The organism is Pseudomonas flexibilis (assembly GCF_000806415.1).
Lineage (GTDB): Bacteria > Pseudomonadota > Gammaproteobacteria > Pseudomonadales > Pseudomonadaceae > Serpens > Serpens flexibilis.
In genome coordinates this window covers 172,745-197,258 of the sequence record NZ_JTAK01000004.1, presented here as the reverse complement: position 1 = coordinate 197,258, position 24,514 = coordinate 172,745, and the positions used below count along the sequence as shown (strand labels likewise).

At 67.5% G+C, this 24,514-nt stretch carries 22 protein-coding genes and 2 tRNA genes; 17 read left to right on the top strand and 7 right to left on the bottom strand.

The window, feature by feature from the left end:
- The first annotated feature begins 52 nt into the window (after positions 1-52).
- The 16 genes from PT85_RS10155 (at position 53) to PT85_RS10080 (ending at position 15,780) form a co-directional block, all read left to right on the top strand.
- Entirely contained in the window at positions 53-1,552 is a 1,500-nt protein-coding gene (locus PT85_RS10155; RefSeq protein WP_039606584.1) for a bifunctional ADP-dependent NAD(P)H-hydrate dehydratase/NAD(P)H-hydrate epimerase, read from the top strand.
- The gene (tsaE, locus tag PT85_RS10150; RefSeq protein ID WP_039562453.1) at positions 1,540-2,007 is read left to right on the top strand and encodes a tRNA (adenosine(37)-N6)-threonylcarbamoyltransferase complex ATPase subunit type 1 TsaE; all 468 of its coding nucleotides are present in this window, start codon (positions 1,540-1,542) and stop codon (positions 2,005-2,007) included. The genes PT85_RS10155 and tsaE overlap by 13 nt, the downstream gene beginning before the upstream one ends.
- Positions 2,008-2,027: 20 nt before the next feature.
- Positions 2,028-3,419: an N-acetylmuramoyl-L-alanine amidase gene (locus tag PT85_RS10145; protein ID WP_027591744.1), complete on the top strand. Its 1,392-nt coding sequence runs from the start codon at positions 2,028-2,030 to the stop codon at positions 3,417-3,419.
- Positions 3,416-5,290, top strand: a complete 1,875-nt coding sequence (gene mutL, locus PT85_RS10140) for a DNA mismatch repair endonuclease MutL (protein WP_039606583.1) — start codon at positions 3,416-3,418, stop codon at positions 5,288-5,290. Before PT85_RS10145 ends, mutL begins: the two co-directional genes overlap by 4 nt.
- A 185-nt stretch (positions 5,291-5,475) precedes the next feature.
- On the top strand, positions 5,476-6,447 hold the full coding sequence (gene miaA / locus PT85_RS10135; RefSeq protein ID WP_027591742.1) for a tRNA (adenosine(37)-N6)-dimethylallyltransferase MiaA: 972 nt from the start codon (positions 5,476-5,478) through the stop codon (positions 6,445-6,447).
- A 90-nt stretch (positions 6,448-6,537) separates the two neighbouring features.
- Positions 6,538-6,792 (top strand): RNA chaperone Hfq, encoded by a 255-nt coding sequence (hfq, locus tag PT85_RS10130; RefSeq protein ID WP_027591741.1) that lies wholly within the window; start codon positions 6,538-6,540, stop codon positions 6,790-6,792.
- 12 nt (positions 6,793-6,804) lie between these two features.
- A complete protein-coding gene (gene hflX, locus PT85_RS10125) occupies positions 6,805-8,106 on the top strand; it encodes a ribosome rescue GTPase HflX (protein WP_039559333.1) in 1,302 nt (433 codons plus the stop codon).
- Positions 8,107-8,202: 96 nt separating this feature from the next.
- Entirely contained in the window at positions 8,203-9,378 is a 1,176-nt protein-coding gene (hflK, locus tag PT85_RS10120) for an FtsH protease activity modulator HflK (protein ID WP_027591739.1), read from the top strand.
- Entirely contained in the window at positions 9,378-10,247 is an 870-nt protein-coding gene (gene hflC, locus PT85_RS10115) for a protease modulator HflC (RefSeq protein ID WP_027591738.1), read from the top strand. The genes hflK and hflC overlap by 1 nt, the downstream gene beginning before the upstream one ends.
- A gap of 111 nt (positions 10,248-10,358) precedes the next feature.
- Complete coding sequence (locus tag PT85_RS10110; protein WP_027591737.1) at positions 10,359-10,544, top strand: DUF2065 domain-containing protein; 186 nt, start codon at positions 10,359-10,361, stop codon at positions 10,542-10,544.
- A gap of 20 nt (positions 10,545-10,564) precedes the next feature.
- The gene (locus PT85_RS10105) at positions 10,565-11,752 is read left to right on the top strand and encodes an ATP phosphoribosyltransferase regulatory subunit (protein ID WP_039559339.1); all 1,188 of its coding nucleotides are present in this window, start codon (positions 10,565-10,567) and stop codon (positions 11,750-11,752) included.
- Positions 11,753-11,806: 54 nt separating this feature from the next.
- Positions 11,807-13,102, top strand: coding sequence for an adenylosuccinate synthase (locus PT85_RS10100; RefSeq protein WP_027591735.1), 1,296 nt, complete (start codon positions 11,807-11,809; stop codon positions 13,100-13,102).
- A gap of 138 nt (positions 13,103-13,240) precedes the next feature.
- The gene (locus PT85_RS10095) at positions 13,241-13,567 is read left to right on the top strand and encodes an ArsR/SmtB family transcription factor (RefSeq protein WP_027591734.1); all 327 of its coding nucleotides are present in this window, start codon (positions 13,241-13,243) and stop codon (positions 13,565-13,567) included.
- Between the two features lie 5 nt (positions 13,568-13,572).
- Positions 13,573-14,931 carry an NAD(P)/FAD-dependent oxidoreductase gene (locus PT85_RS10090; RefSeq protein ID WP_052237652.1) on the top strand — a complete coding sequence of 453 codons (1,359 nt, stop codon included), beginning with the start codon at positions 13,573-13,575 and terminating at the stop codon, positions 14,929-14,931.
- Between the two features lie 18 nt (positions 14,932-14,949).
- Positions 14,950-15,297, top strand: coding sequence for a DUF5368 domain-containing protein (locus PT85_RS10085; protein ID WP_039606582.1), 348 nt, complete (start codon positions 14,950-14,952; stop codon positions 15,295-15,297).
- A 114-nt stretch (positions 15,298-15,411) separates the two neighbouring features.
- Positions 15,412-15,780, top strand: coding sequence for a DsrE family protein (locus PT85_RS10080; RefSeq protein WP_039606581.1), 369 nt, complete (start codon positions 15,412-15,414; stop codon positions 15,778-15,780).
- 194 nt (positions 15,781-15,974) lie between these two features.
- Here PT85_RS10080 and PT85_RS10075 read toward each other — a convergent pair whose 3' ends face one another.
- From PT85_RS10075 to PT85_RS10060, 4 genes are read right to left on the bottom strand one after another with little or no spacing between them, the layout of a single operon-like run.
- Positions 15,975-17,348 (bottom strand): TolC family protein, encoded by a 1,374-nt coding sequence (locus tag PT85_RS10075; protein ID WP_039606580.1) that lies wholly within the window; start codon positions 17,346-17,348, stop codon positions 15,975-15,977.
- 29 nt (positions 17,349-17,377) lie between these two features.
- Entirely contained in the window at positions 17,378-17,587 is a 210-nt protein-coding gene (locus tag PT85_RS10070) for a YgaP family membrane protein (RefSeq protein ID WP_039559349.1), read from the bottom strand.
- A 3-nt stretch (positions 17,588-17,590) separates the two neighbouring features.
- Positions 17,591-20,815 (bottom strand): efflux RND transporter permease subunit, encoded by a 3,225-nt coding sequence (locus PT85_RS10065; RefSeq protein WP_039606770.1) that lies wholly within the window; start codon positions 20,813-20,815, stop codon positions 17,591-17,593.
- 10 nt (positions 20,816-20,825) lie between these two features.
- A complete protein-coding gene (locus PT85_RS10060) occupies positions 20,826-21,848 on the bottom strand; it encodes an efflux RND transporter periplasmic adaptor subunit (protein ID WP_039606579.1) in 1,023 nt (340 codons plus the stop codon).
- Positions 21,849-21,990: 142 nt separating this feature from the next.
- Between PT85_RS10060 and PT85_RS10055 the strand changes: the two genes are divergently transcribed.
- On the top strand, positions 21,991-22,314 hold the full coding sequence (locus PT85_RS10055; protein WP_027591729.1) for an ArsR/SmtB family transcription factor: 324 nt from the start codon (positions 21,991-21,993) through the stop codon (positions 22,312-22,314).
- Between the two features lie 52 nt (positions 22,315-22,366).
- Here PT85_RS10055 and PT85_RS10050 read toward each other — a convergent pair whose 3' ends face one another.
- From PT85_RS10050 to PT85_RS10040, 3 genes are all read right to left on the bottom strand, one after another.
- Complete coding sequence (locus PT85_RS10050) at positions 22,367-23,947, bottom strand: methyl-accepting chemotaxis protein (RefSeq protein ID WP_027591728.1); 1,581 nt, start codon at positions 23,945-23,947, stop codon at positions 22,367-22,369.
- Between the two features lie 190 nt (positions 23,948-24,137).
- Positions 24,138-24,224: transfer RNA gene (locus tag PT85_RS10045), tRNA-Leu, on the bottom strand.
- A gap of 58 nt (positions 24,225-24,282) precedes the next feature.
- Positions 24,283-24,369 (bottom strand) — tRNA-Leu (locus tag PT85_RS10040).
- Between the last annotated feature and the right edge of the window lie 145 nt (positions 24,370-24,514).

Sequence of the window (24,514 nt, the reverse complement as noted above, 5' to 3'; positions counted from 1 at the left end):
GGCGGCGGGCTGGTGAAGATGCGTATAATTCTGCCAGACATCGGAGCTACCCATGGCACCCGCTCGCGACCCACTGCCCATTCCCCTCTATTCCGCTGCTCAGGTGCGTGACCTCGACGCCCGGCTGATCGCCGCCGGCACGCCGGGGTTCGAACTGATGCAGCGCGCCGCGCATGCCGCCTGGCGCGCGCTGCGCCAGCGCTGGCCGGATGCCCGGCAACTGACCGTGCTGGCCGGACGCGGCAACAATGCCGGCGACGGTTATCTGCTGGCGGCCCTGGCCGTGCGTGCCGGACTTGAGGTGCGCGTGCTGGCGGTGTGCGATCCCGCCGAGCTACGGGGCGATGCCGCGCTGGCGCATGCCGAGGCCCGCCAGGGCGGCGCGTCAATCGAGCCCTGGCGGGCCGATGCGAACCTGGCCGGCGTGCTGGTCGATGCGCTGCTGGGCACCGGCCTGCAGGGCGAAGTGCGCGAGCCCTATGCCGCCGCCATCGCCGCCATGAACGCCAGCGGCCTGCCGGTTCTCGCCGTGGACATTCCCTCGGGTCTGTGCGCCGACAGCGGCCGGGCGCTGGGCAGTGTGGTGTGCGCGCAACTGACAGTGACCTTCATCGGTCTGAAGTTCGGCCTGTTCAGCGGCGTGGGCCCGGACGTGGTGGGCGAGCTGCGCTTCGCCGACCTGCAGGCCGACGCGGCGCTGGTCGCGGCCACACCCTGGCTGGCGCAACGCCTGGATGGCTCGGTGGTGCCGCGCCTGGCGCCGCGTCGGCCCACCGATCACAAGGGCCGCTTTGGTCATGTGCTGGTGGTGGGCGGCGAACGCGGCACCGGCGGCGCCGGCCTGCTCGCGGCGGAAATGGCCTTGCGCAGCGGTGCGGGCCTGGTATCGCTGGCGACCCGGCCGGATAACACCGCCGCTTCCCTGGCGCGTTGTCCCGAAGTGATGGCCGCCGGCGTGTCCTCCGCCAACCAGCTGATGCCGTTGCTGGATCGCGCCAGTCAGCTGGTGGTCGGGCCGGGGCTGGGGCAGGGCGCCTGGGGGCGTAGCCTGCTGTCCGCCGCGGCGGCCTCTGGCAAGCCGCAGGTCTGGGATGCCGATGCGCTGAACCTGTTGGCTGCGGGCGCGGCTCGTTTGCCGAGTGATGCGCTGCTGACGCCGCATCCCGGCGAGGCGGCGCGGCTGTTGGGTGTCGATACCCGGGAGATCCTGGCCGACCGTCGCGGAGCGGCGCTGGCACTGGCCCGGCGCTACGGCGCCGTGGTGGTGCTCAAGGGGGCCGGCAGCCTGATCGCCGCGCCGGACGGTCGGCTGGTGCTCTGCGATCAGGGCCATCCGGCAATGGCCAGCGCCGGGCTCGGCGATGTGCTGGCCGGCCTGCTGGCTGCGTTGCGTGCCCAGGGATTACAGGCCTTCGAGGCCGCCGCTCTCGGTGTCTGGCTGCATGCCCGCGCGGGAGTCCGGCTCGGCGCCGGCGGTCGCGGGCTGGCTGCCCGCGACCTGATGACTGTCATACGAGAAGTGCTGGAGGAGCATGCCCCATGTCTGAACTGATGCTGTATGCCGCCGACGAAGCGACCATGCTGGCCCTGGGCGCGCGCCTGGCGACGGTCAGCGAGGGCCGGGGCGTGATCTACCTGCACGGCGACCTGGGCGCCGGCAAGACCACGCTGTCGCGCGGCATCGTGCGCGGCTTCGGGCATACCGGGGCGGTCAAGAGTCCGACCTTCACCCTGGTGGAACCCTATGAGCTGGGCGCGGCGCGCATCTATCACTTCGACCTGTACCGCCTGGTCGACCCCGAGGAGCTGGAGTTCCTCGGCATTCGCGACTACTTCACCGGTGATGCCCTGTGCCTGGTGGAGTGGCCGCAGCGCGGCGCCGGCGTTTTGCCAAGGGCGGACCTGGACATTACCATTACCCCCCATGAAGCCGGTCGCGCGCTGCGCCTGAGCCCGCGTAGCCCGCGCGGCGAGGCCTGGTGTCGAGCGCTGGCGCTGCCGGAATGAGCAAGCGGATGGAGAAACTGATGCGAGTCGCCGCTGCGTTCGTCGGGATTGCGATGCTCCTGGGGCTGACGGCGGAAGCCATGGCCGTCGAGGTGCGGGGCGTGCGCCTGTGGCGGGCTCCGGACAATACCCGCCTGGTCTTCGACCTCGGCGGCCCGACCGAACACAGCGTGTTCACGCTCAGCGCGCCGGATCGCCTGGTGATCGACATTCCGGCCGGCCAGATGAAGGCTGCGCTGGACCAGCTCTCCGTGGAGAACACCCCCATCAAGGGGCTGCGTTCCGCCCAGCGCACGCCCAGTGAACTGCGCATCGTCGTGGACCTGGGCGCACGGGTGACGCCCCGCAGCTTCACCCTCCCGCCCAACCAGCAGTACGGCCATCGCCTGGTGGTGGACCTGTACGACGAAGGCGCGGCGCCGGAGACCCCTGCTGCAACGGCGACCGCGGCGGCCGTGCCACCGGTCCGGCTGGCCCCCTCGCCAAGCGCAAAGCGCGACGTGCTGATCGCCATCGATGCCGGTCATGGCGGCGAAGATCCCGGTGCGTTGGGGCCGCGCGGCGTGCGCGAAAAGGACGTGGTGCTGGCCATCGCCCGAGAGCTGCAGCGCCAGATCAACGCCGAAAAGGGCTTCAAGGCCCAGTTGGTGCGTACCGGCGACTATTTCATTCCGTTGCGCAAGCGCACCGAGATCGCCCGCAAGATGGGTGCCGACCTGTTCGTTTCCGTGCACGCCGATGCCGCACCGCGCACCTCGGCCTCCGGGGCGTCGGTGTTCGCCCTGTCCGACCGGGGCGCGACCTCGGAAACCGCGCGCTGGCTGGCCGACACGGAAAACCGCTCAGACCTGATCGGCGGCGACGGTGGCGTCAGTCTGGACGACAAGAACCCCATGCTGGCCGGTGTGCTGCTCGACCTGTCGATGACCGCCTCGCTGTCCTCCAGCCTGGATGTCGGCCAGAAGGTGTTGACGCAGATGGGCCGCGTCACGCCGCTGCACAAGCGGCGCGTGGAACAGGCCGGGTTCATGGTGCTCAAGTCCCCGGACATTCCCTCGATTCTGGTGGAGACCGGCTTCATCACCAATCCGGGCGAGGCCAGCAAGCTGCAGAAGTCCAGCCACCAGCAGGCACTGGCCCGTTCGATTCATCAGGGCATCCGCCAGTTCTTCCATGCCAGCCCGCCGCCGGGCACGCTGCTGGCCTGGGAACGGGACGCCAAGTTGCTGGCCGAAGCCGCGCCGATCGCGCGCACCCACGTGGTCAGCGCCGGTGAGAACCTGCTGCAGATCGCCCAGCGCTACCAGGTCAGCCTGGCCAGCCTGCGCCGAGCCAACAACCTGAATAGCGACATGATCCGCATTGGCCAGTCCCTGCGCATCCCCGCCACCAGCCTGGCGGTGCAGCCATGAGTGAAACTCGTCGTATCCAGCTGCTCAGTCCGCGGCTGGCCAACCAGATCGCCGCCGGTGAGGTGGTCGAGCGCCCGGCCTCGGTGATCAAGGAGCTGCTGGAGAATTGCCTGGATGCCGGTGCCCGGCGCATCGACGTGGATGTGGAACAGGGCGGTATCAAGCTGTTGCGCGTGCGTGACGATGGCGGCGGCATTCCGGCCGACGACCTGCCGCTGGCCCTGGCGCGCCATGCCACCAGCAAGATCCGCGAGCTGGACGATCTGGAAGCGGTCAGCAGCCTGGGCTTTCGTGGCGAGGCGCTGGCCTCGATCAGTTCGGTGTCGCGCCTGACCCTGACCTCGCGCACCGCCGATGCCGGCCAGGCCTGGCAGGTGGAAACCGAGGGGCGTGACATGGAGGCGCGCGTGCAGCCGGCGGCGCATCCGGTCGGCACCACCGTGGAAGTGCGCGACCTGTTCTTCAACACCCCGGCGCGGCGCAAGTTCCTGCGCACCGAGAAGACCGAGTTCGAGCACCTGCAGGAAGTCATCAGACGCCTGGCGCTGGCGCGCTTCGATGTGGCCTTCCATTTGCGCCACAACGGCAAGAGCGTGCTGGCGCTGCATGAAGCATCCGACGCACAGACCCGTGCGCGCCGCGTGGCGGCGGTGTGCGGGCCGGCCTTCCTGGAGCAGGCTCTGCCGGTGGAGATCGAGCGCAACGGCCTGCGCCTGTGGGGCTGGGTCGGCCTGCCGACCTTCTCGCGCAGCCAGGCGGACCTGCAGTACTTCTACGTCAACGGTCGCATGGTGCGCGACAAGCTGGTTGCTCACGCGGTGCGCCAGGCCTACCGCGATGTGCTCTACAACGGCCGGCATCCGACCTTCGTGCTGTTCCTGGAGCTCGATCCGGCGACGGTGGATGTCAACGTGCATCCGACCAAGCACGAGGTGCGCTTCCGCGACAGCCGCACCATTCACGACTTTCTCTACGGCACCCTGCACCGCGCCCTGGGCGAGGTGCGTCCGGAGGATCAGCTGGCTGCACCGGCCGCTGTCGCGCCGATGGTCCGCCCCATGGGGTTGGACGCCGGCGAATTCGGCCCGCAGGCGGAAATGAGTCTGGCCGCCACGGTGCTGGAGCGGCCCGCCGACGTCCCCGCCTGGCGACCCGCCAACGGGGGCGGCTATGCACCGCGCGGCGTGCAGCCGGTGCCGGCGGCTGAGCTGCAGGGCGCCTACCGCGAATACTTCGCCCCGCTGCCAGCTGCCGAGGTGGCGCCGCTGCCGGAATCCAGCGGTGACATTCCCCCGCTGGGCTACGCCCTGGCCCAGCTCAAGGGTGTCTACATCCTGGCCGAGAACGCCCTGGGTCTGGTGCTGGTGGACATGCACGCGGCCCACGAGCGCATCACCTACGAGCGGCTGAAGACCGCCATGGCCAGCGAGGGGTTACGCGGCCAGCCGTTGCTGGTGCCGGAAAGCCTGGCGGTCAGCCAGCGCGAGGCGGATTGCGCCGAGGAACACCATGCCTGGTTCCAGCGCCTGGGTTTCGAGCTTCAGCGCCTGGGGCCGGAGAGCCTGGCCATCCGCCAGATCCCGGTACTGCTCAAGCAGGCCCAGGCCGGACAGCTGGTGCGCGACGTGCTGGCCGATCTGCTGGAATACGGCAGCAGCGACCGCATCCAGGCACACCTCAACGAGCTGCTGGCGACCATGGCCTGCCACGGCGCGGTGCGTGCCAACCGCCGCCTAACCGTGCCGGAGATGAACGCCCTGCTGCGCGATATGGAACACACCGAGCGCAGCGGCCAGTGCAACCACGGTCGGCCGACCTGGACGCAGCTGGGTATGGACGACCTGGACAAGCTGTTCCTGCGCGGCAGGTAATTGGCCATGGGTTCTCCATGCGGGCCAGCGCGTCACGTTGACCAGCCCATGCATAGTTGGTAGGTCGTAGGGCGGTCGGCGCTTTCCCGGCCGCCGCTGCGGTGTCGTGGGCGTTGGGCGCACGCTCGCTTGCAGCCGGCGGCCGGCAACTGGAAACTATGCAGCCATCCGCTGTGAGTCCCTCGATGTCCTCCCTGCCTCCCGCCATCTTCCTCATGGGCCCGACCGCCGCCGGCAAGACCGACCTGGCGCTGGCGCTGGCGCGCGCGCTGCCTGTCGAGCTGATCAGCGTTGATTCGGCGCTGGTTTACCGGGGCATGGACATCGGCACCGCCAAGCCGGAGCCGGAGGTGCTCGCCGAGTTTCCGCACCGGCTGATCGATATCCGCGATCCGGTGGAAAGCTACTCGGCCGCCGAGTTTCGCGTCGATGCCTTGCAGGCCATGGCGGACATCACCGCCCGGGGGCGCATTCCGCTGCTGGTCGGCGGCACCATGCTTTATTACAAGACATTGCTGGGTGGCCTTGCCGACATGCCCAGCGCCGACCCTGCGGTGCGCGCCGAGCTCGAGCGTCAGGCTGCCGAACTGGGCCTGGCCGAGCTGCATCGCCAACTGGCCGCCGTCGATCCCGAGTCCGCCGCGCGCATTCATCCCAATGACCCGCAGCGGCTGGTGCGCGCCCTGGAGGTGTACCGCGTCAGCGGTGTGAGCATGAGCGAACACCGCCGTCGACAGGCCCTGGAAAATGCTTCGCAGCCCGGCGCCGGGACGGCCGGTTTGCCGTATACTGTCGCGCAATTTGCGATCGCGCCGGGTCTGCGCTCCGTTCTGCACGAGCGTATCGCCCGGCGTTTCCATCTCATGCTGGAACAGGGTTTCGTCGAAGAAGTCGAACGATTGCGCCAGCGAGGTGACTTGCACGCCGGGCTGCCGTCTATACGAGCGGTGGGCTACCGTCAGGTCTGGGAGTATCTCGAGGGGCAGCTGGATCGCGCCGATATGGTCGAGCGCGGCATCATTGCCACTCGTCAGCTGGCCAAGCGGCAGTACACCTGGTTGCGAGGCTGGCAGGGCCTGCAATGGCTCGACAGCCAGGCTTGCGACAACCTGTCACGCGCCTTGAAATGCCTGGAGTCGGTCTCCATATTGGGCTGATCCGTACTGATGCTGTCTATCCTTCGAGGGGATGCCGAGCCGTTGCAATCCCCCGCTTACGTTCTCATTTCCATTGATAGGAGTTTTGCAATGTCAAAAGGGCACTCGCTACAAGACCCTTACCTCAACACCCTGCGTAAGGAACGCGTACCGGTTTCCATCTATCTGGTCAATGGCATCAAGCTGCAGGGCCAGATCGAGTCCTTCGACCAGTTTGTCATCCTGCTGAAGAACACCGTCAGCCAGATGGTCTACAAGCACGCCATCTCCACCGTAGTGCCGAGCCGCCCGGTCCGTCTGCCGAATGCCGGCGAGTCCGAGACCGCCGAGTCCGGCAACGCCTGATAGGAGTCCATCTTGTTCTTCGAGCGCCCTGGTGGTGGAGAAAGGGCCATTCTGGTGCATCTGGAAGGCCAGGACCCGGAAGCGCGTGAAGACCCGCAGGAGTTCCAGGAGCTGGCCAACTCGGCCGGTGCCGACACGGTGGCATTCGTCAGCGTGTCGCGGCATCAGCCGAGCGCCAAGTTCCTGATCGGCAGCGGCAAGGTCGAGGAGATTCGCGACCTGGTCAAGGCCGAGGACGTCGAGCTGGTCATCTTCAATCACACCCTCACCCCGAGCCAGGAGCGCAACCTGGAGCGGGAGTTCGAGTGCCGGGTGCTGGACCGCACCGGGCTGATTCTCGACATCTTCGCCCAGCGCGCCCGTACCCACGAGGGCAAGCTGCAGGTGGAGCTCGCCCAGCTGGAGCACATGAGCACGCGCCTGGTGCGCGGCTGGACTCACCTGGAGCGCCAGAAGGGCGGTATCGGCCTGCGCGGCCCGGGTGAAACCCAGCTGGAAACCGACCGCCGCCTGTTGCGGGTGCGCATCCGGCAGATCAAGTCCCGTCTGGAGAAGGTGCGCAGCCAGCGCGAGCAGGCGCGGCGCGGCCGTCGCCGCGCGGATATCCCCTCGGTCTCGCTGGTGGGTTATACCAACGCGGGCAAGTCGACCCTGTTCAACGCCCTGACCACCTCCGAGGTGTATGCCGCCAACCAGTTGTTCGCCACGCTGGATCCGACCCTGCGGCGTCTGGAGCTGGATGATCTCGGGCCGGTGATCCTGGCGGACACCGTAGGTTTCATTCGCCACCTGCCGCACAAGCTGGTGGAGGCGTTCCGTGCCACGCTGGAGGAGTCCAGCAACGCCGACCTGTTATTGCACGTGATCGATTCCCATGAACCGGAGCGTGACCAGCAGATCGACCAGGTCCTGCGCGTGCTGGGCGAGATCGGCGCCGACCAGTTGCCCATGCTCGAGGTGTACAACAAGATCGACCTGCTCGAAGGCGTGGAGCCGCAGATCCAGCGTGACGGCGAGGGCAAGCCGCAGCGGGTCTGGCTGTCGGCCCGCGAGGGGAAAGGTCTGGACCTGCTGCGCCAGACCATTGCCGAACTGCTCGGCGAGGATCTGTTCGTCGGTACCCTGTGCCTGCCGCAGCGCCTGGGGCGCCTGCGCGCACAGTTCTTCGAGCTGGGGGCCGTGCAGGAAGAAACCCACGATGAACGGGGGGCCAGCCTGCTGTCGGTGCGCCTGCCGCGCATCGAGCTGAACCGGCTGGTCAGTCGCGAGGGGCTGCAGCCGAGCGAATTCCTGGCGCAACACACTTTGCAATAATGCCCGGGTGGGCAACTTTGCCGCCTCCGTGCGGCATTCGGTAGCATTGAGCGGCGCGCCGCGGGCGCGCCTTCGCTTTATCTGATGGAGAGCGCTATGGCTTGGAACGAGCCGGGTGGCAACTCGAACAACAATGATCAGGATCCCTGGGGCGGCCGCCGTGGCGGCGATCGCAAGGGTCCGCCCGATCTGGACGAGGCCTTCCGCAAGCTGCAGGACAGCCTCAACGGCATGTTCGGCGGCAAGAAATCCTCTGGAGGCGGCGCCGCCGGCGGCCGCAAGGGTGGTGGCTTCGGTCTGATCGCCATTGTCGTCGCCGTGCTGGCGGTGATGTGGCTGTACAGCGCCATCTACGTGGTGGACGAGCAGGAACAGGCGGTGGTGCTGCGCTTCGGCGAGTACTACGAAACCGTCGGTCCGGGCCTGAACATCTATTTCCCGCCGATCGACCGCAAGTTCCAGGAAAACGTCACCCGCGAGCGGGCGTATTCCAAGCAGGGCCAGATGCTCACCGAGGACGAGAATATCGTCGAGGTGCCGCTGACCGTGCAGTACAAGATCTCCAACCTGAAGGACTTCGTGCTCAACGTCGACCAGCCGGAGGTGAGCCTGCAGCATGCCACCGACAGTGCGCTGCGCCATGTGGTCGGTTCGACCGCCATGGACCAGGTGCTGACCGAGGGCCGTGAACAGGTGGCAACCGACACCCGCGAGCGCCTGCAGCGCTTCCTGGACAACTACCGCACCGGCATTACCGTCACCCAGGTGAACGTGCAGAGCGCCGCCGCGCCCAAGGAAGTGCAGGAAGCCTTCGACGACGTGATCCGTGCCCGTGAAGACGAGCAGCGCGAGAAGAACCAGGCCGAAGCCTATGCCAACGGCGTGATTCCGGAAGCGCGTGGTCAGGCCCAGCGCATCATCGAGGAGGCCAGCGGTTACCGCGATGCCGTCGTGTCCCGCGCCGAAGGTGAGGCCGCACGCTTCAAGCTGCTGCTGGCCGAGTACCGCAAGGCGCCGCAGGTCACTCGCGAACGTCTCTACCTGGAAACCATGCAGGAAATCTACGGTAACACCAGCAAGGTGCTGGTCGCTGGCGACAAGGGGCAGAACAACCTGCTCTACCTGCCGCTGGACAAGATGGTTCAGGGGCGCGCCGCCGCGCCGGGCAACGCGCAATCCGGCGCTGCGACCACGCCGAGCGCCGCCGATACCGCCGCGCGCATCGTGCGGGAGATGGAACAGCGTGATCTGCGTACGAGGGAGAGCCGCTGATGAGCAATAAATCGCTGGCTGCCCTGATTGTCGGGGTGGTAGTGGCGCTGGTCGCCTGGAACAGTTTCTACATCGTTCAGCAGACCGAGAAGGCCGTGCTGCTGCGCTTCGGCAAGGTGGTCGAGGGCGACGTGCAGCCGGGCCTGCATGTGAAGATCCCGCTGGTCGACAAGGTGCGCACCTTCGATGCGCGTCTGCTGACCCTGGATACCGCCACTGCGCGCTTCCTGACCCTGGAAAAGAAAGCGGTGATGGTGGACGCCTTCGCCAAGTGGCGCGTGGCCAATGCCGAGCAGTTCTACACCGCGACCTCGGGCCTCAAGCAGATCGCCGACGAGCGCCTGGCGCGTCGTCTGGAAGCCGGCCTGCGCGACCAGTTCGGTAAGCGCACCCTGCACGAAGTGGTATCCGGCGAGCGCGATGCGCTGATGGCCGAGATCACCGCCTCCATGGATCGCATGGCGCGTCGTGAGCTGGGCATCGAGGTGCTGGACGTGCGTGTCAAGGCCATCGATCTGCCGCGCGAAGTCAACCGCAGCGTGTTCGAGCGCATGAGCACCGAGCGTGAGCGCGAAGCGCGTGAACACCGTGCCAAGGGTCGCGAGCTGGCCGAAGGTATCCGCGCCGATGCTGATCGTCAGCGCCGCGTACTGCTCGCCGAAGCCTATCGTGAAGCCGAGGAAACCCGTGGTCAGGGCGATGCCCGGGCGGCGGCGATCTATGCCCAGGCCTACTCGCAGGATCCGGAGTTCTACGCGTTCCACCGCAGCCTGCAGGCCATGCGCGACAGCTTCAACGACAAGAGCGACGTGCTGGTGCTTGATCCCAGCAGCGACTTCTTCCGCTACATGCAGAAAAGCAAGCCCTGACGCGGTGCCATCCGGCGAGCCATGCTGCTCGCCGGATGACCCACAGGCAAAAGGTTGTTATCATCCGCCAGCCGGGCCAAACCCGGCTTTTTTACGTCTGCGTGAATAAGCATGTGGCAGGAACTCGGTATTGCCCTGTGTCTGATGCTGGTGCTGGAAGGCATCCTGCCCTTCCTGTTCCCGCAGCGTTGGCGCGCGGCGTTCAGTCAGCTATTGCAGCTGTCCGACCGTCAGCTGCGCTGGATGGGGCTGGTCAGCATGCTGCTGGGCACCGCCCTCCTGTATCTGCTTCGTTAAGGTTTGCCCGGGGAGGCGAAATGGCAACGGTAGATCGCTGGCTGCTGCCAGATGGCATCGAGGAAGTTCTGCCGCCGGAAGCGGCGCGCATCGAAGCAGCCCGCCGCCAGGTGCTCGACCTGTTTCAGCGCTGGGGCTACGAGTTCGTGGTCACCCCGCACATTGAATTCATTGAATCCCTGCTGACCGGCGCCGGCCAGGATCTGGACCTGCGTACCTTCAAGGTCACCGACCCGCAATCCGGTCGGCAGATGGGTTTCCGCGCCGACATCACACCGCAGGTCGCGCGCATGGACGCCCACAGCCTGCGCCGCGAAGGTCCGGTGCGCCTGTGCTACGCCGGCAGCGTGCTGCAGGCCCGTCCGCGCGCGCTGAGCACCTCGCGCAGCCCGATCCAGCTGGGTGCCGAACTCTATGGCGATGCCAGTCCGGCCAGTGATGTCGAAGTCATCAGCCTGATGCTCGACATGCTTGAGCTGGCGGCGGTGCCCAACGTACACATGGACCTGGGCCACGTCGGCATCTATCGCGGTCTGGCCGCTGCCGCCGGGCTGACTGGCGAGGCCGAGCAGCGCCTGTTCGACGCCCTGCAGCGCAAGGCGGTGGACGAGATCGAAACGCTGACCGCAGACCTGCCGGAATCCCTGGCTCGCATGCTGCGCGCCCTCGCCGAGCTGTGTGGCGGGCGAGAGGTGCTCGACCTGGCGCAGGCCTGTCTGGTGGATGCACCGGACGACGTGCACGCGGCGCTCGACGAGCTGGTGGGCATCGCCGATCTGCTGGAGATGCGCTACCCGGAGCTGCCGCTGTACTTCGACCTGGGCGAGCTGCGTGGCTACCACTACCACACCGGAGTGGTGTTCGCGGCCTTCGTGCCGGGCGTGGGCCAGTCGATCGCCCAGGGTGGCCGTTACGACGACATCGGCGCGGTGTTCGGCCGTGCCCGTCCGGCCACCGGCTTCTCCACCGATCTGAAGGCGCTCATCGATCTCGGCACGCGCGAAAGCGTCGCTGCGCCGGCTGGCATCTGGGCGCCCGACAGCCATGATTTCTATCTCTGGCAGGCCGTGCAGCGCCTGCGCAAGGCCGGCGAGCGGGTGGTTCAGGCGCTGCCGGGGCAGGACCTCGACGCGGCGGTCGCGGCCGGTTGCGATCGTCAGTTGCTGATCCGCGATGGCCAGTGGCAGGCCGTGGCGCTGAATTCCTGAGACTTTTTCCGCCGGCCCGTGCCGGCTACCGAGCTTCCGAAGAGGACAAGTGTTATGGGTAAGAACGTCGTCGTCCTGGGCACCCAGTGGGGTGATGAGGGCAAGGGCAAGATCGTCGACCTGCTGACCGACCAGGCCGCCGCAGTGGTGCGCTACCAGGGCGGTCACAACGCCGGCCACACCCTGGTGATTGACGGCGAGAAGACCGTCCTGCACCTGATTCCGTCCGGCATCCTGCGCGAGAACGTGCAGTGCCTGATCGGCAACGGCGTGGTGGTGGCTCCCGACGCCCTGATGCGCGAAATCACCAAGCTGGAAGAGAAGGGCGTGCCGGTGCGCGAGCGCCTGCGCATCAGCCCGTCCTGCACCCTGATCCTGCCGTACCACGTGGCACTGGATCAGGCCCGCGAGGCGGCTCGCGCGGAAGGCAAGATCGGCACCACCGGCCGTGGCATTGGCCCGGCCTACGAGGACAAGGTGGCGCGTCGCGGCCTGCGCATCGCCGACCTGTTCAACCCCGAGCGCTTCGCCGCCAAGCTCAAGGAATTGCTGGAGTACCACAACTTCGTCCTGCAGAACTTCTACAAGGTCGAGCCGGTGGACTTCCAGAAGACCCTCGACGAGGCGCTGGGCTACGCCGACATCCTCAAGCCGATGGTCGCCGACGTCGCCGCGCGCCTGCACGAGCTGCGCAAGGCTGGCGCCTGCATCATGTTCGAGGGCGCCCAGGGCTCGCTGCTGGACATCGACCACGGCACCTACCCCTACGTGACGAGCTCCAGCACCACCGCTGGCGGTACCGCCACCGGTTCCGGCTTCGGCCCGCTGTACCTGGACTACATCCTGGGCATCACCAAGGCCTACACCACCCGCGTCGGCTCTGGTCCTTTCCCCACCGAGCTGTTCGACGAGGTCGGCGCGCGCCTGGCCAGCGTCGGTCACGAGTTCGGCTCGACCACGGGCCGTGCCCGTCGTTGCGGCTGGTTCGACGCGGTGATCCTGCGTCGCGCCATCGAGATCAACTCCATCTCCGGCCTGTGCTTGACCAAGCTGGACGTGCTGGACGGCCTGGAAACCGTGAAGCTCTGCGTGGGCTACAAGGATGCCAGCGGCCAACTGCTGGCCGAGGCGCCGACCGAGTCCGACAGCTATGTCGGCCTGCAGCCGGTGTTCGAGGAAATGCCGGGCTGGAGCGAATCCACGGTCGGCGCCCAGCGTCTGGAAGACCTGCCGGCCAACGCCCGTGCGTATATCAAGCGCATCGAGGAACTGGTCGGCGCGCCGATCGACATCATCTCCACCGGCCCGGATCGCAACGAGACCATCGTGCTGCGCCATCCCTACGCCTGATCGCGCCGTTCACGAAACCAAATCCCCGGTGGAAGCCCGCTTCCACCGGGGATTTTTTTTGTGGCCGGATTACCAAGGTCGTATCCGGACAATCTATAAATTTATATATAGTTTTTTTGTAAAGAGTGGACGGTAACCATGCAGGACACCCCAACCACCCGTGTCGATGATCTGCGCCGCCATGCCGGAGCAGCCTGCAATCTGCTCAAGGTGCTCGCCAATGAGGACCGACTCCTGCTGCTGTGCCAGCTGAAGGACGGGCCCCATGCGGTCTGCGAGCTGGAAGCGGCGCTGGGCATTCGCCAGCCAACGCTTTCCCAGCAGCTGGCGGTGCTGCGCCAGAATGCGCTGGTGAGCACGGAGCGGGACGGCAAGCACATCCGGTACAGCCTGGCCAACGCCGATGTCGAGCGGATCATGCGCACGTTGTGGGAGATCTATTGCGCTTCGCACCAACAGGAGTAGGGAGCATGAAAAGCGATAACAAGAACAACACCGGGCCCGACGAAGGGCTCCTGAGGGAACCGCTGAGCCGACGGACCTTCATGCAGCTGTCGGCGCTCGGAGCCGGCGCTCTGCTGCTCAAGCCCGGCGCCGCCCAAGCCGCCCCGAAGCTGCGCAGCGCCGCCCGGATCGTCATCGCCGGGGCCGGGGCGGCTGGCCTGGCAACCGCCTCGCGACTGGCCGCACGGCTGGAAGGCGCGACCATCACACTCATCGACGCGCGCAAGGCGCACTACTACCAGCCCGGCTTCACCCTGGTGGCCTCCGGCATCAAGCCGGCCAGCTACGTGACCTCGAGCACCGTTGATTACGTGCCGTACGGCGTGGAGTTCATCGAGGAGCGCGTCGCGGAGATCGACCCCGAGGGCAACACGGTGGTCACCGCCTCGGGGCGCAGCGTGCCCTACGACTTCCTGGTGGTCGCCACCGGCCTGCAGCTGGACTACGCCGCCATCGAGGGCATGGATGAACGCCTGATCGGCCAGAACGGTCTGGGCAGCATCTACCACAGCCCGGCGGCGGCCGAGGCCACCTGGCGGCAGATGTCCGAGTTCGCCGACAAGGGCGGCGTGGGCGTGTTCCTGCGCCCGGGTACCGAGATGAAATGTGCCGGCGCCCCGCTGAAGTACACCTTCGTCACCGAGGACTACCTGACCCGTCGGGGCAATCGTGGCAAGGCGGAGATCATCTACAACGCCAACAACAAGGCGCTGTTCAGCGTGCCGATCGTTTCGGAAAAGGTACGCATGCTGTTCCAGCAGCGCGACATCAAGGTCAACTACGACCGCGTGCTGCAGTCCATCGACCCGGGCCGGCGCATCGCCACCTTCCGCACCCCGGAGGGCACCACCGAACTGGGTTACGACTTCATCAACGTGATTCCGCCGATGAAGGCGCCGGACGTGGTGCGCAACAGCCCGCTGCCCTGGCAGCAGGGCGCCTGGGGCAACGAGGGCTGGCTGGAGGTGGACAAGCACACCCTGCGGCATGTGCGCTATCCGAACGTGTTCGGGGTCGGCGACATCGCCGGCGTGCCGAAGGGCAAGACCGCCGCCAGCGTGAAATGGCAGGTGCCGGTGGCCGTCGAGCACCTGCTGGCCGACATCGCCGGTACCGAATCGACGGCCCGCTACGACGGCTACACCTCCTGCCCGCTGATCACCCGTCTGGGTCGGGCGATGCTCATCGAGTTCGACTACCAGAACAACCTCACTCCTTCGTTCCCGGGGGTGATCGCGCCGCTGGAAGAGCTGTGGACCAGCTGGGTGGTCAAGACCATGGGCCTCAAGCCCACCTACATCAGCATGCTGCGCGGTCACGCCTGAACCGCCGAGGAATCCGTCATGAAAGAACTCGATCCGATGATCCTGCTGGCCGTGTTCCTGGAAATGCTCGGCCCGCTGCTCTGGCTGCTGCTGGCGATGGTGCTGCTCGGCACCGCGGCCTTCGTGGCCCTGCTGGTACGCGAGCGCGGCATCGCGGCCAGCCGGCTGGTGCGCGCTCAGTTGGTAGGTCTGGTTGGGGGTGTGCTGGCGCTGGTGCTGATGGCCACGGTGTCGTCGTCCGGTTTCACCGACGCTGCCGGTCCGATCGACTGGATCCTCATCGTGCTGGTCTATGGTCTGGGCATGCTTGGCACCATGGTGCTGGTCTACACCGTAGCCGGCTGGACGCGCCTGCTGCGCCGCTAGGGCGCGGCTGGCTAGCCGGATGCGGCCGTCCAGGTGTCCCAGCCCGGAAGGCAGGTCAATGGACGCCCGGCGAAGTCGGGCGTCTCTCTTTCATCCATCCGCGGGAGAATCCCCATGAGCAACACTCGCTTCGTTGCCACCCTGTTCGATGGCCGTGGCAACCCCAACAAGGTCACCGTCGCCTTCACCATGGCACTCAATGCCCGCATGAAGGGGCACGACACCACCCTGATCCTGATGGCCGAGGCGGTCGAGCTGGGCCAGCCCGGCGCCATCGACCTGGATATCGGCGCGCCCTTCGAACCGGTCGATGCGCTGCTTGGACGTTATCGGGAGCTGGGCGGCAAGATCGCCATCTGCTCGGCGTGCATGCAGCACAACGGCTTCACCGCCCAGGACATGGTGCCCGATTACGCCATCATCACAGCGCCGCAGGTGATCGACCTGCTGATGGAGGCCGGCGGCTCGCTGCAGATCACCTGAGGCGAGAAGCGCCGACCGGTGGGCGCCGTAGGGTAGACAACGGCGCAGCCTTGTCTACCGATGCCACGGCGCGCGGCGCTGGTGGGAAATCGCTGCGCGAGTTTCCCACCCTACGGTCCCTACAGCCGTGAGCCTTAACGTGGGGCGGTCCGCGCCGTTCCGGCCGCCGTTTGCCTATTACCCGGGCCCCAGCCTCAGCGCTGGGCGAGGCGGGCGCTGGCCTGCTGGAAGAAGCCTTCATCCAGCTGGCCGGCGAGGGCGGCCAGACGCAGCTCCTGCAGGAACAGCGTGGCGCGTACCTGGGCCAGTTCCAGCTCGGCGGCGGCGGCGGCGTTTTCCGCATCCAGCAGGTCCTGGGTGCTGCGTTCGCCGGTCTTGCGACCGATGCGGGTCGCCGCCAGGCGCGCCTGGCTGGCTTCGGCGGCGGCGGCCAGCGCCTGCGCCTGTTCGCGGCCGACCGACAGCGCCAGCCAGGCGGCGCGGGTCTGCCGGGCCACCAGCAGGCGGCCGTGGTCGAGCTCGGCCTCGGCCTCGGCCAGGCGGGCACGCGCCTCATCCTGACGCGCCGAGCGCATGCCGCCGGTATACAGCGGAACCGACACCTGCAGGCCGACCATGCTCTGTTCGGCGCTATAGCTGGCCGAGCCGACCTCGGCATCGCCGGAAAGCTTTTCACGGCCGTGGCTGGCCACCAGCTCCAGGGCGGGCGACAGCGGCAGCGAGGTCTTGCGCACCTCCTGCTCGGCGCCCTGCTGGCGGGTCTGGGCCAGCTGCAGCTGGGTGTTCTGGCGCGCCGCGCGAGCCAGCCAGTCCTCCAGCGCGCCGATCTGCGCCGGCGTGTCGCTTGGCAGGGTCAGCGGCGAGTCGCCGGGCTGGCGACCGATCAGGTCGGCCAGCGTCTGACGGCGCAGGTCCAGCTCGGTCTGCGCGGCCAGATGCTGGGCGCGCAGGCCGGCGGCCCGCGCGCGGGCCTCGTGCAGGTCGGTGACCGGCAGGCTGCCGACCTTGAAGCGCTCGTCGGCCTCGCGGGCGGTGCGCTCCACCGCCTCGAGCTGGCGTTCCAGCAGTTCGAGGCGACGGGCGGCGAGCGCCAACTGGAAATAGTGCTCGGCGCTGCGCAGCATCAACTGCTGCTGGGCGCCGACCCAGGCCAGCTCGGCGGCGTCGGCCTGGATGCGCAGTTGCCGGCCCTGGGCCGAGCGTTCGCGGTCATACAGCGGCTGGCGCAGCACCACGCCGTAGTGGCTGCGGGTGCCGCTGTCGATCTGCGTGTCGAAGGCCGCATCGTTGTAAGTGCCCAGGGTGGACTGGGAAAAGACTGCCCCGCGTGTCTGGTTGTCCAGCGAGGCGGCCGCCACCCCGCCCTGCAGCATCAGGTTCGGGCGCCACAGGGCGCCGGCCTGATCCTGGCTGGCCAGGCCGGCGGCATGCGCGGCGCGGGCGGCGGCGAACTCGGGGTCATGCTGGCTGGCGGCGCGCCAGACCTCGAACAGGTCCAGGGCCTGGGCGGCTGGCGAGACCAGCGCCGCGCAGCTCAGCAGCAGGACGGACAGGCGGGGCAGTTGCATGGCGATGTTCCTTAACGTTTTCGTTGGCCTCAGCAGCCGGACTGCACGCCGACCTTGCGCAGGACGATTTCCAGCGGGCACCAGCGGGTGAACGCGCTCTGCAGCATGTTCACGCCGACGAAGGCGGTCAGCCACAGCCAGTTGCTGCTGTGGAACAGCGGGCTCTGGGCGACGCCAAGGGCCAGCGAGGCGAGGATTACCACGCCGGCGAACATGCGAACGATTTGCCATGAGGTCATGGGTCAGACTCCTTGTGCGGGTTGGTTGGCTTCGCCGCTACGGTGGTAGGCGGCGAAGTAGAGCAGCGGGATCACCACCAGGGTGAGCACCGTGGAAACCAGGATGCCGAAGATCAGCGCGATGGCCAGGCCATTGAAGATCGGGTCGTCGAGGATGAAGAAGGCGCCGAGCATGGCCGCCAGGGCGGTCAGCAGGATCGGCTGGGCGCGGGTGATCGCCGAGCGCACCACCGCCTCGGGCAACGGCACGCCGGCGGCCTGCTGCAGGTGGATGAAGTCCACCAGCAGAATGGAGTTGCGCACGATGATGCCGGCCAGGGCGATCATGCCGATCATGCTGGTGGCGGTGAACTGCGCGCCGAGCAGGGCATGGCCGGGCATCACGCCGATGATGGTCAGCGGGATCGGCGCCATGATGATCAGCGGCGTCAGGTAGGAACCGAACTGCGCCACCACCAGCAGGTAGATGAGGATCAGGCCGACCGCATAGGCGGCGCCCATGTCACGGAAGGTCTCGTAGGTGATCTGCCACTCGCCGTCCCACTTCAGGCTGTAGCCTCGCCATGGGTCGGAGGGCTGGTTGATGAAGTACTCCTGCAGCGGGCCGCCGCCGGGCAGCCGCAGGTCCTGGAGTTCGCCGCGCATGCTGAACATGCCGTACAGCGGGCTGTCCACGCGCCCGGCCATGTCGCCGGTGACGTAGTGCACCGGCAGCAGGTCCTTGTGGTAGATCGGCTGCTCGCGCAGGCTGTCGCTGAGGGTCACCAGTTCGCGGATCGGCACCAGCTGGCCGGCCGCGCCACGCACCGTCAGCTGCAGCAGGGCGTCCAGCGAACCGTGCTGCTCGGCGGGCAGCTGCAGCACGGCCGGCACCGGATACTTGCTGGCGTCGTGCAGGTAGGTGGCGGCTTCGCCGGCCAGGCCGGCGCGCAGGGTGGCGACGATGTCGCGCTGCGCCACGCCGAGCAGCGCGGCCTTGCGGCGGTCGACCAGCAGCAGGGTGCGCGGCGCGTCGGCGATCGCGGTGTCATCCACGTCCACCACGTAGTCGGTGCGCTCGAACAGTGCGCGCACCTCTGCGGCCACCTGGCGGCGACCCTCGGCGTCCGGGCCGTAGATTTCCGCGACGATGGGCGACAGCACCGGCGGGCCGGGCGGCACTTCCACCACCTTGAGGTTGGCGCCATGGCGTTTGGCGATGGCCTGCAGGTCCGGACGCAGACGCGTGGCAATCGCGTGGCTCTGCTCGTCGCGGTCGCCCTTGGCCACCAGGTTGACCAGCATGTCGCCGACTTCGCCGCCGCTGCGCAGGTCGTACTGACGCACCAGGCCGTTGAAGTTGATCGGCGCGGCGGTGCCGGCGTAGGCCTGGTAGTCCAGCACCTCGGGCTGTTCGGCCACGTAGGCGCCCAGCTCGCGCAGCACGGCGGCGGTGCCTTCCAGCGGCGTGCCAGCCGGCATGTCGACCACCACCTGCAGCTCGGACTTGTTGTCGAACGGCAGCATCTTCAGCACCACCAGGCCGGCGGCGGGCAACGCCAGGGAGATGGCGATCAGCAGGCCCACGCCGGCGCCGAGCAGCGCGCGGTTGCGCCGGCCGCGGCGTTCATCCAGCAGCGGGCGGAAGATGCCTTCGAAGAACGGCGTCAGCTTGCCGGACAGCCCGCCGTCATGGGCGTGGGCGGCTGTGGGCTTCATCCACAGGCGCGCCAGCCAGGGCGTGACGGTGAAGGCGATGGCCAGCGACAGCAGCATGCCCATGCTGGCGTTGATCGGGATCGGGCTCATGTACGGGCCCATCAGGCCGCTGACGAAGGCCATCGGCAGCAGCGCGGCGATCACCGTCAGGGTGGCCAGGATGGTCGGCCCCCCGACTTCGTCCACCGCGCCGGGAATCAGCTCGCGCAGCGTCTTGCCCGGGTGCAGCGCCTGGTGACGGTGGATGTTCTCCACCACCACGATGGCGTCGTCGACCAGGATGCCGATGGAGAAGATCAGCGCAAACAGCGACACCCGGTTGAGGGTGAAGCCCCAGGCCCAGGAAGCGAACAGGGTGACGGTCAGGGTGAGGATCACCGCGCTGCCGACGATCAGCGCCTCGCGGCGGCCCAGGGCGAGGAACACCAGCACCACCACCGACAGGGTGGCGAACAGCAGCTTCTGGATGAGCTGGCGGGCCTTCTCGTCGGCCGTGGCGCCGTAGTTGCGGGTTTCCGCCAGCTCGACACTGTCCGGGATCAGGCTGTTGCGCAGCTCGGCGACCCGCGCCAGCACGGCGGAAGAAACGTCGATGGCGTTCTCGCCGGGTTTCTTGGTCACGCTCAGGGTGATCGCCGGGAACTCGCCCGCGCCGCCGGGCGCGCTGCTCGGCAGGCCATGCCAGACGTACTGGCTGGGCGGCAGGGCGCCGTCCTCGACGCGCGCCACATCCTTGAGCTGCACCGGCTTGCCGTCGCGCACGCCGACCAGCAGCTCGCCCACCTCGGTGGCGTTTTCCAGGAAGCCACCGGCCTCCAGCTGCAGGCTGCGGTTGCCGCCCAGCAGCTCGCCCACCGGCAGGCCGGCGTTGGCCGACTGCAGCGCCATGCGCAGGTCTCCCACGGTCACCCAGGCCGCGGCCATGCGCGCCGGGTCCAGCTCGACGCGCACCGCGCGGCCGGGGCCGCCGTGGCTGCGAACCTCGCGGGTGCCGGGCACGCGCTTGAGTTCGGCTTCCAGGCTGTGGGCCACGTGCTGCAGGTCCAGCGCGCCGGTGGCGGCATCGCGGCTGTACAGGGTCAGGGTGACGATCGGCACGTCATCGATGCCCTTGGGCTTGATCAGCGGTTCGCCGACGCCCAGTTCGCGGGGCAGCCAGTCCGTGTTGGCGCGCAGCGTGTCGTGCAGGCGCACCAGTGCCTCGGTACGCGGCACGCCGACCTCGAACTGCACGGTGACCATGGCCATGCCGGGACGCGACACGGACATCACGTGTTCGACGTCGGCGATCTGCGCCAGTACCTGCTCGGCCGGCACCGCGACCATCTGCTCCACGTCGCGCACGCTGGCGCCCGGGAAGGGGATGATCACGTTGGCCATGGTGACGTTGATCTGCGGTTCTTCCTCGCGCGGCGTGACCAGTACGGCGAACAGCCCGGCGAGCAGGGCGACCAGCGCCAGCAGCGGGGTGATCTGCGCGGTCTGGAAATAGGCGGCGATGCGTCCGGAGACGCCCATGCGGGGAGTCATGTCCATGTCCTTACTTCAGTTGGCCGGCGGCGAGGGGATCGAGCGCCACCCGTTCGCCGGCGACGAGGCCGCTGAGCACTTCGACCTGGTCGCCCTGCTGCGGGCCCAGGCGCACCTGGCGCAGGCGCGGGCGCTGCTGGGCGTCCAGCACGTAGACGGCGGTCAGTTCGGCGCGGCGCAGCACGGCTGTGCGGGGGATGTACAAACGGTCGCTTTCCCCGGTGAGGTTCAGGCGCGCGCGGGCGAAGGTGCCGGGCAGCACGCGCAGTTCGGCGGGCAGCTCCAGGCGCAGTTCCACGGTATGGGTGGTCGGATCGACGCTGGGCAGCCACTGCACGCGGCGCGGCGTCACCGAGGTATCCAGGCCGGCCAGTTCCAGGCGGGCCGACAGCTCGGCCGGTGCGCTGGCGGCGATCGCCTGCGGCACCTGCACGCTGACCCGCAGCGCGGTGGGATCGTACAGCGTCAGCAGCGGGCGGCCGGGCATGGCCATGTCGCCGAGGCTGACCGGAATGGCCGAGACCACGCCGTCGTAGGGTGCGCGCAGTACATAGAAGTCGGACTGGGTGCGCGAGGCCTCGGCGGCGGCGCGCAGCGCGGCGGCTTCGGCGCGCGCGGCCTTATAGCGGGCCTCGGCGCGGTCGAAGGCGGCCTGGCTGATGTAGTCCGCCTCCAGCAGCTGGCGCTGGCGGGCCAGTTCGCGCTCGGCCTCCTGCTCGACCGCCTGGGCGGCGCGCACCTGGGCGGCGCTGGCGCTGGCGGTCTGCTCGGCGGCGCGGGCGTCCAGGCGCAACAGCACCTGTCCGGCACGTACCGAATCGCCGACCTGTACGGTGATCTCCTGCACGGCGCCGGCCACCTGGGCAGTCAACAGCGTCTGGCGTACAGCCTCGACGACACCTTCGTGGTGGCTGGCGCCGAGCTGGGCGCCCCGCTGCACGGTGGCGCTGCGCAGTTCCTGGGGTTGGGCGAAGGCCGTGCTGCCGAGCAGCAGGCTGGCGGCGAGAAGGATGCGCAAGCCGGCGGTAGACATGAAAGGGCTCCGTTGCCTGATCGGGAATGGCGGGCATTATTTGCGTGATTGGTTAATTAGTCAATTAACTGCTTGCGCAAGCATGCATGCGCGCGGGGGATGGCGTATCATTCGCGGCGTGCAATGTCTTGCGGTGATCAGTATGGAAAACCTTACTCCCGAGGCGATGGAGCAGGTGGCGGCCTATTTCCGTGCGCTGTCCGAGCCCACGCGGCTGGCGATTCTCAATCTGCTGCGTGAGGGCGAGCGCAACGTGGGCGAACTGGCTCAGCTGTGCAGCTGTTCCCCGGCCAACGTGTCTCGCCACCTGTCGCTGCTGAGCCAGCACGGGCTGGTGCGGCGGGAAGGGCGGGGTACGGCGGTGTACTACCGGATCGCCGATGACAGCGTGTACGCGCTGTGCGATCTGGTGTGCGGCAACATCGCGCGGCGCTATCAGCGCAGCCAGCCGTTCCCCGGCGTCTGACGCCAATGAAAAAGGCCGCTCAGGGGAGCGGCCTCGGGTCTTCGTGCAGGGCTCAGGTGCGGAAGCGCGACAGCTGGCCGTGCAGATCCTGCATGCCGGTACGGATCTCTTCGCTGCTGTGCACCACGCGCTCGGCGTCACGGTGGGTCTGCAGCGCCAGCTCGGTGAGCTGGTTCACCCGCCGGTCGATGTCCTGCACCACCTGGCTCTGTTGTTCCACGGCTGAGGCGATCTGCAGGCTGCTGCCATTGATCGCCTGCACGTCCTGAAGCATCGCCTGGAAGATGTTCCGTGCCTGCTCGATCTGCGCCACGTTCTCGGTGGCCTGCTCGGCGTTGTGGCGCAGGCTGTCCAGCGAACGCCGGGCGCGGCCCTGCAGGCGTTCGATGATCTGGCCGATCTCGCCGGTGGACTGCTGGGTCCGGCTGGCCAGGGTACGCACCTCGTCGGCCACCACGGCGAAACCGCGTCCGGCCTCGCCGGCGCGTGCCGCCTCGATGGCCGCGTTGAGCGCGAGCAGGTTGGTCTGCTCGGCGATGCCGGTGATTACCTCCAGTACCTTGCCGACCGCCTGGGTCTCGTTTTCCAGTTCGCGCATGTGCTCGCCGGTGCGTTGCAGCTCCTGGCTCAGCGTGCCGAGCAGCTCGGCGCTGCGCTGCACCGCGGCGCGGCCGCTCTGGCCGTTGCGCTCGGTGCTTTGCGCCGACTGGGCGGCGGACTGGGTGTGGCGAGCGACCTCGGCGAGGCTGGCGGTCAACTCGGTGAGGGCGGTGGCGGCCTGGTCCAGCTGCTGGTGCTGGCGGGCCATGTTCTGCTCGGAGGCCTGGATGGCGCGCAGCGTCTCGCCCAGGTGCTCGCGCGACTGCAGACTGCCGCGCTTGGCCTGGTCGAGCAGCTCGCGCACCTGTTCGACCATGCGGTTGAAGACCACCGCGATGCGGCCAAATTCGTCGTGTTTCCAGCGGGCATGCATGCGCTGGGTGAAATCGCCATCGGCCACCTGGGCCAGGGCCTGTTCCAGCTGGCGCAGGGCGCTCATCAAGGGGTGCATGCCGAACTGATTGCCGGCCATGACCAGGATGAGAATGGCTGCCACGCAGAAGAAGGCGATCTCCAACTGGGTGCGCTGAGTGCTGTCGGCCAGGCGGGTCATCATCACCACGGCATCGTTCATGTGCTTGATCAGCGCGACGGAGTTCTGCTGCAGCAACGCCATGTCCAGCGTGCCGTTGGGCTGGACGGTGAGCAGTTGCTGGCGCAAGCGCTGCCAATGCTCGCCCACGGTGCGCATCTGCGCCTGGATGGACGCATCGTCGAAGCGGCTGATGTTGCGCTCCGGATTGCCATTGAGCAGGTCCTGATGGGAGCGCTCGAACTGCGCCATGGTGCCTTCCATCAGCGAGCGCTCGATGACGCCGCTGTGCAGCAGCAGCGCTTCCTTGGTCATCTTCTGGCTGAGCATGCGCTGGGCGCCGGCGACGTTGATGGTTTCGGCGGAAACCGACAGGCTCAGGTAGAGCGCCACGCAGCTGAGCAGCGCGAGCAGGAACATCAGCAGATAGGAGAACAGGAACTGGTGGGCCAGCGTCTTCAGGCCCAGGCGGTGCAGCAGGGAGTCGATGAAGAATTTCATGGGATATCCAGACAAGGCAGGTGCGACGGCGCGTTGCGCCATCATTCACGGATCGGCCTTGGCGGGAGAAGCTTTAAGGAAAAGAAGGCGTTGCGGTTGTGCTGCGACATTTTGCTGCAGCCCGACGCAGCGATCAGGTTTTTCGCGGGCATAAAAAAACCGAGCCATCGCTGGCTCGGTTTTTCAGAATTGGTGCCCAGGAGAAGACTCGAACTTCCACGGTGTTGCCACCGCTAGGACCTGAACCTAGTGCGTCTACCAATTCCGCCACCTGGGCAATGCCGAAGCATTTTGACTTGCCGTTGATTAGCGAGGCCGGCTGCCTCGTATTGAAGTGGTGCCCAGGAGAAGACTCGAACTTCCACGGTGTTGCCACCGCTAGGACCTGAACCTAGTGCGTCTACCAATTCCGCCACCTGGGCACATGAAACGATGTGTTGCCTTCGTTTCCGTGTTACAACGGCATCGCTGTCGTTGTGGCCGCGAACTATACGGACCACCTTTTTCCTTGTAAACCCCTGACAGCAAAAATAATTGTCCGGCAAAGCTGCCGTGCGGGCGCGATTC

Excerpts from the sequence above, each read along its gene's own strand:
- PT85_RS10155 (WP_039606584.1), top strand. The coding sequence starts at position 53 with ATGGCACCCGCTCGCGACCCACTGCCCATTCCCCTCTATTCCGCTGCT.
- tsaE (WP_039562453.1), top strand. The coding sequence starts at position 1,540 with ATGTCTGAACTGATGCTGTATGCCGCCGACGAAGCGACCATGCTGGCC.
- PT85_RS10145 (WP_027591744.1), top strand. The coding sequence starts at position 2,028 with ATGCGAGTCGCCGCTGCGTTCGTCGGGATTGCGATGCTCCTGGGGCTG.
- mutL (WP_039606583.1), top strand. The coding sequence starts at position 3,416 with ATGAGTGAAACTCGTCGTATCCAGCTGCTCAGTCCGCGGCTGGCCAAC.
- miaA (WP_027591742.1), top strand. The coding sequence starts at position 5,476 with ATGTCCTCCCTGCCTCCCGCCATCTTCCTCATGGGCCCGACCGCCGCC.
- hfq (WP_027591741.1), top strand. The coding sequence starts at position 6,538 with ATGTCAAAAGGGCACTCGCTACAAGACCCTTACCTCAACACCCTGCGT.
- hflK (WP_027591739.1), top strand. The coding sequence starts at position 8,203 with ATGGCTTGGAACGAGCCGGGTGGCAACTCGAACAACAATGATCAGGAT.
- hflC (WP_027591738.1), top strand. The coding sequence starts at position 9,378 with ATGAGCAATAAATCGCTGGCTGCCCTGATTGTCGGGGTGGTAGTGGCG.
- PT85_RS10110 (WP_027591737.1), top strand. The coding sequence starts at position 10,359 with ATGTGGCAGGAACTCGGTATTGCCCTGTGTCTGATGCTGGTGCTGGAA.
- PT85_RS10105 (WP_039559339.1), top strand. The coding sequence starts at position 10,565 with ATGGCAACGGTAGATCGCTGGCTGCTGCCAGATGGCATCGAGGAAGTT.
- PT85_RS10100 (WP_027591735.1), top strand. The coding sequence starts at position 11,807 with ATGGGTAAGAACGTCGTCGTCCTGGGCACCCAGTGGGGTGATGAGGGC.
- PT85_RS10095 (WP_027591734.1), top strand. The coding sequence starts at position 13,241 with ATGCAGGACACCCCAACCACCCGTGTCGATGATCTGCGCCGCCATGCC.
- PT85_RS10090 (WP_052237652.1), top strand. The coding sequence starts at position 13,573 with ATGAAAAGCGATAACAAGAACAACACCGGGCCCGACGAAGGGCTCCTG.
- PT85_RS10085 (WP_039606582.1), top strand. The coding sequence starts at position 14,950 with ATGAAAGAACTCGATCCGATGATCCTGCTGGCCGTGTTCCTGGAAATG.
- PT85_RS10080 (WP_039606581.1), top strand. The coding sequence starts at position 15,412 with ATGAGCAACACTCGCTTCGTTGCCACCCTGTTCGATGGCCGTGGCAAC.
- PT85_RS10075 (WP_039606580.1), bottom strand. The coding sequence starts at position 17,348 with ATGCAACTGCCCCGCCTGTCCGTCCTGCTGCTGAGCTGCGCGGCGCTG.
- PT85_RS10070 (WP_039559349.1), bottom strand. The coding sequence starts at position 17,587 with ATGACCTCATGGCAAATCGTTCGCATGTTCGCCGGCGTGGTAATCCTC.
- PT85_RS10065 (WP_039606770.1), bottom strand. The coding sequence starts at position 20,815 with ATGACTCCCCGCATGGGCGTCTCCGGACGCATCGCCGCCTATTTCCAG.
- PT85_RS10060 (WP_039606579.1), bottom strand. The coding sequence starts at position 21,848 with ATGTCTACCGCCGGCTTGCGCATCCTTCTCGCCGCCAGCCTGCTGCTC.
- PT85_RS10055 (WP_027591729.1), top strand. The coding sequence starts at position 21,991 with ATGGAAAACCTTACTCCCGAGGCGATGGAGCAGGTGGCGGCCTATTTC.
- PT85_RS10050 (WP_027591728.1), bottom strand. The coding sequence starts at position 23,947 with ATGAAATTCTTCATCGACTCCCTGCTGCACCGCCTGGGCCTGAAGACG.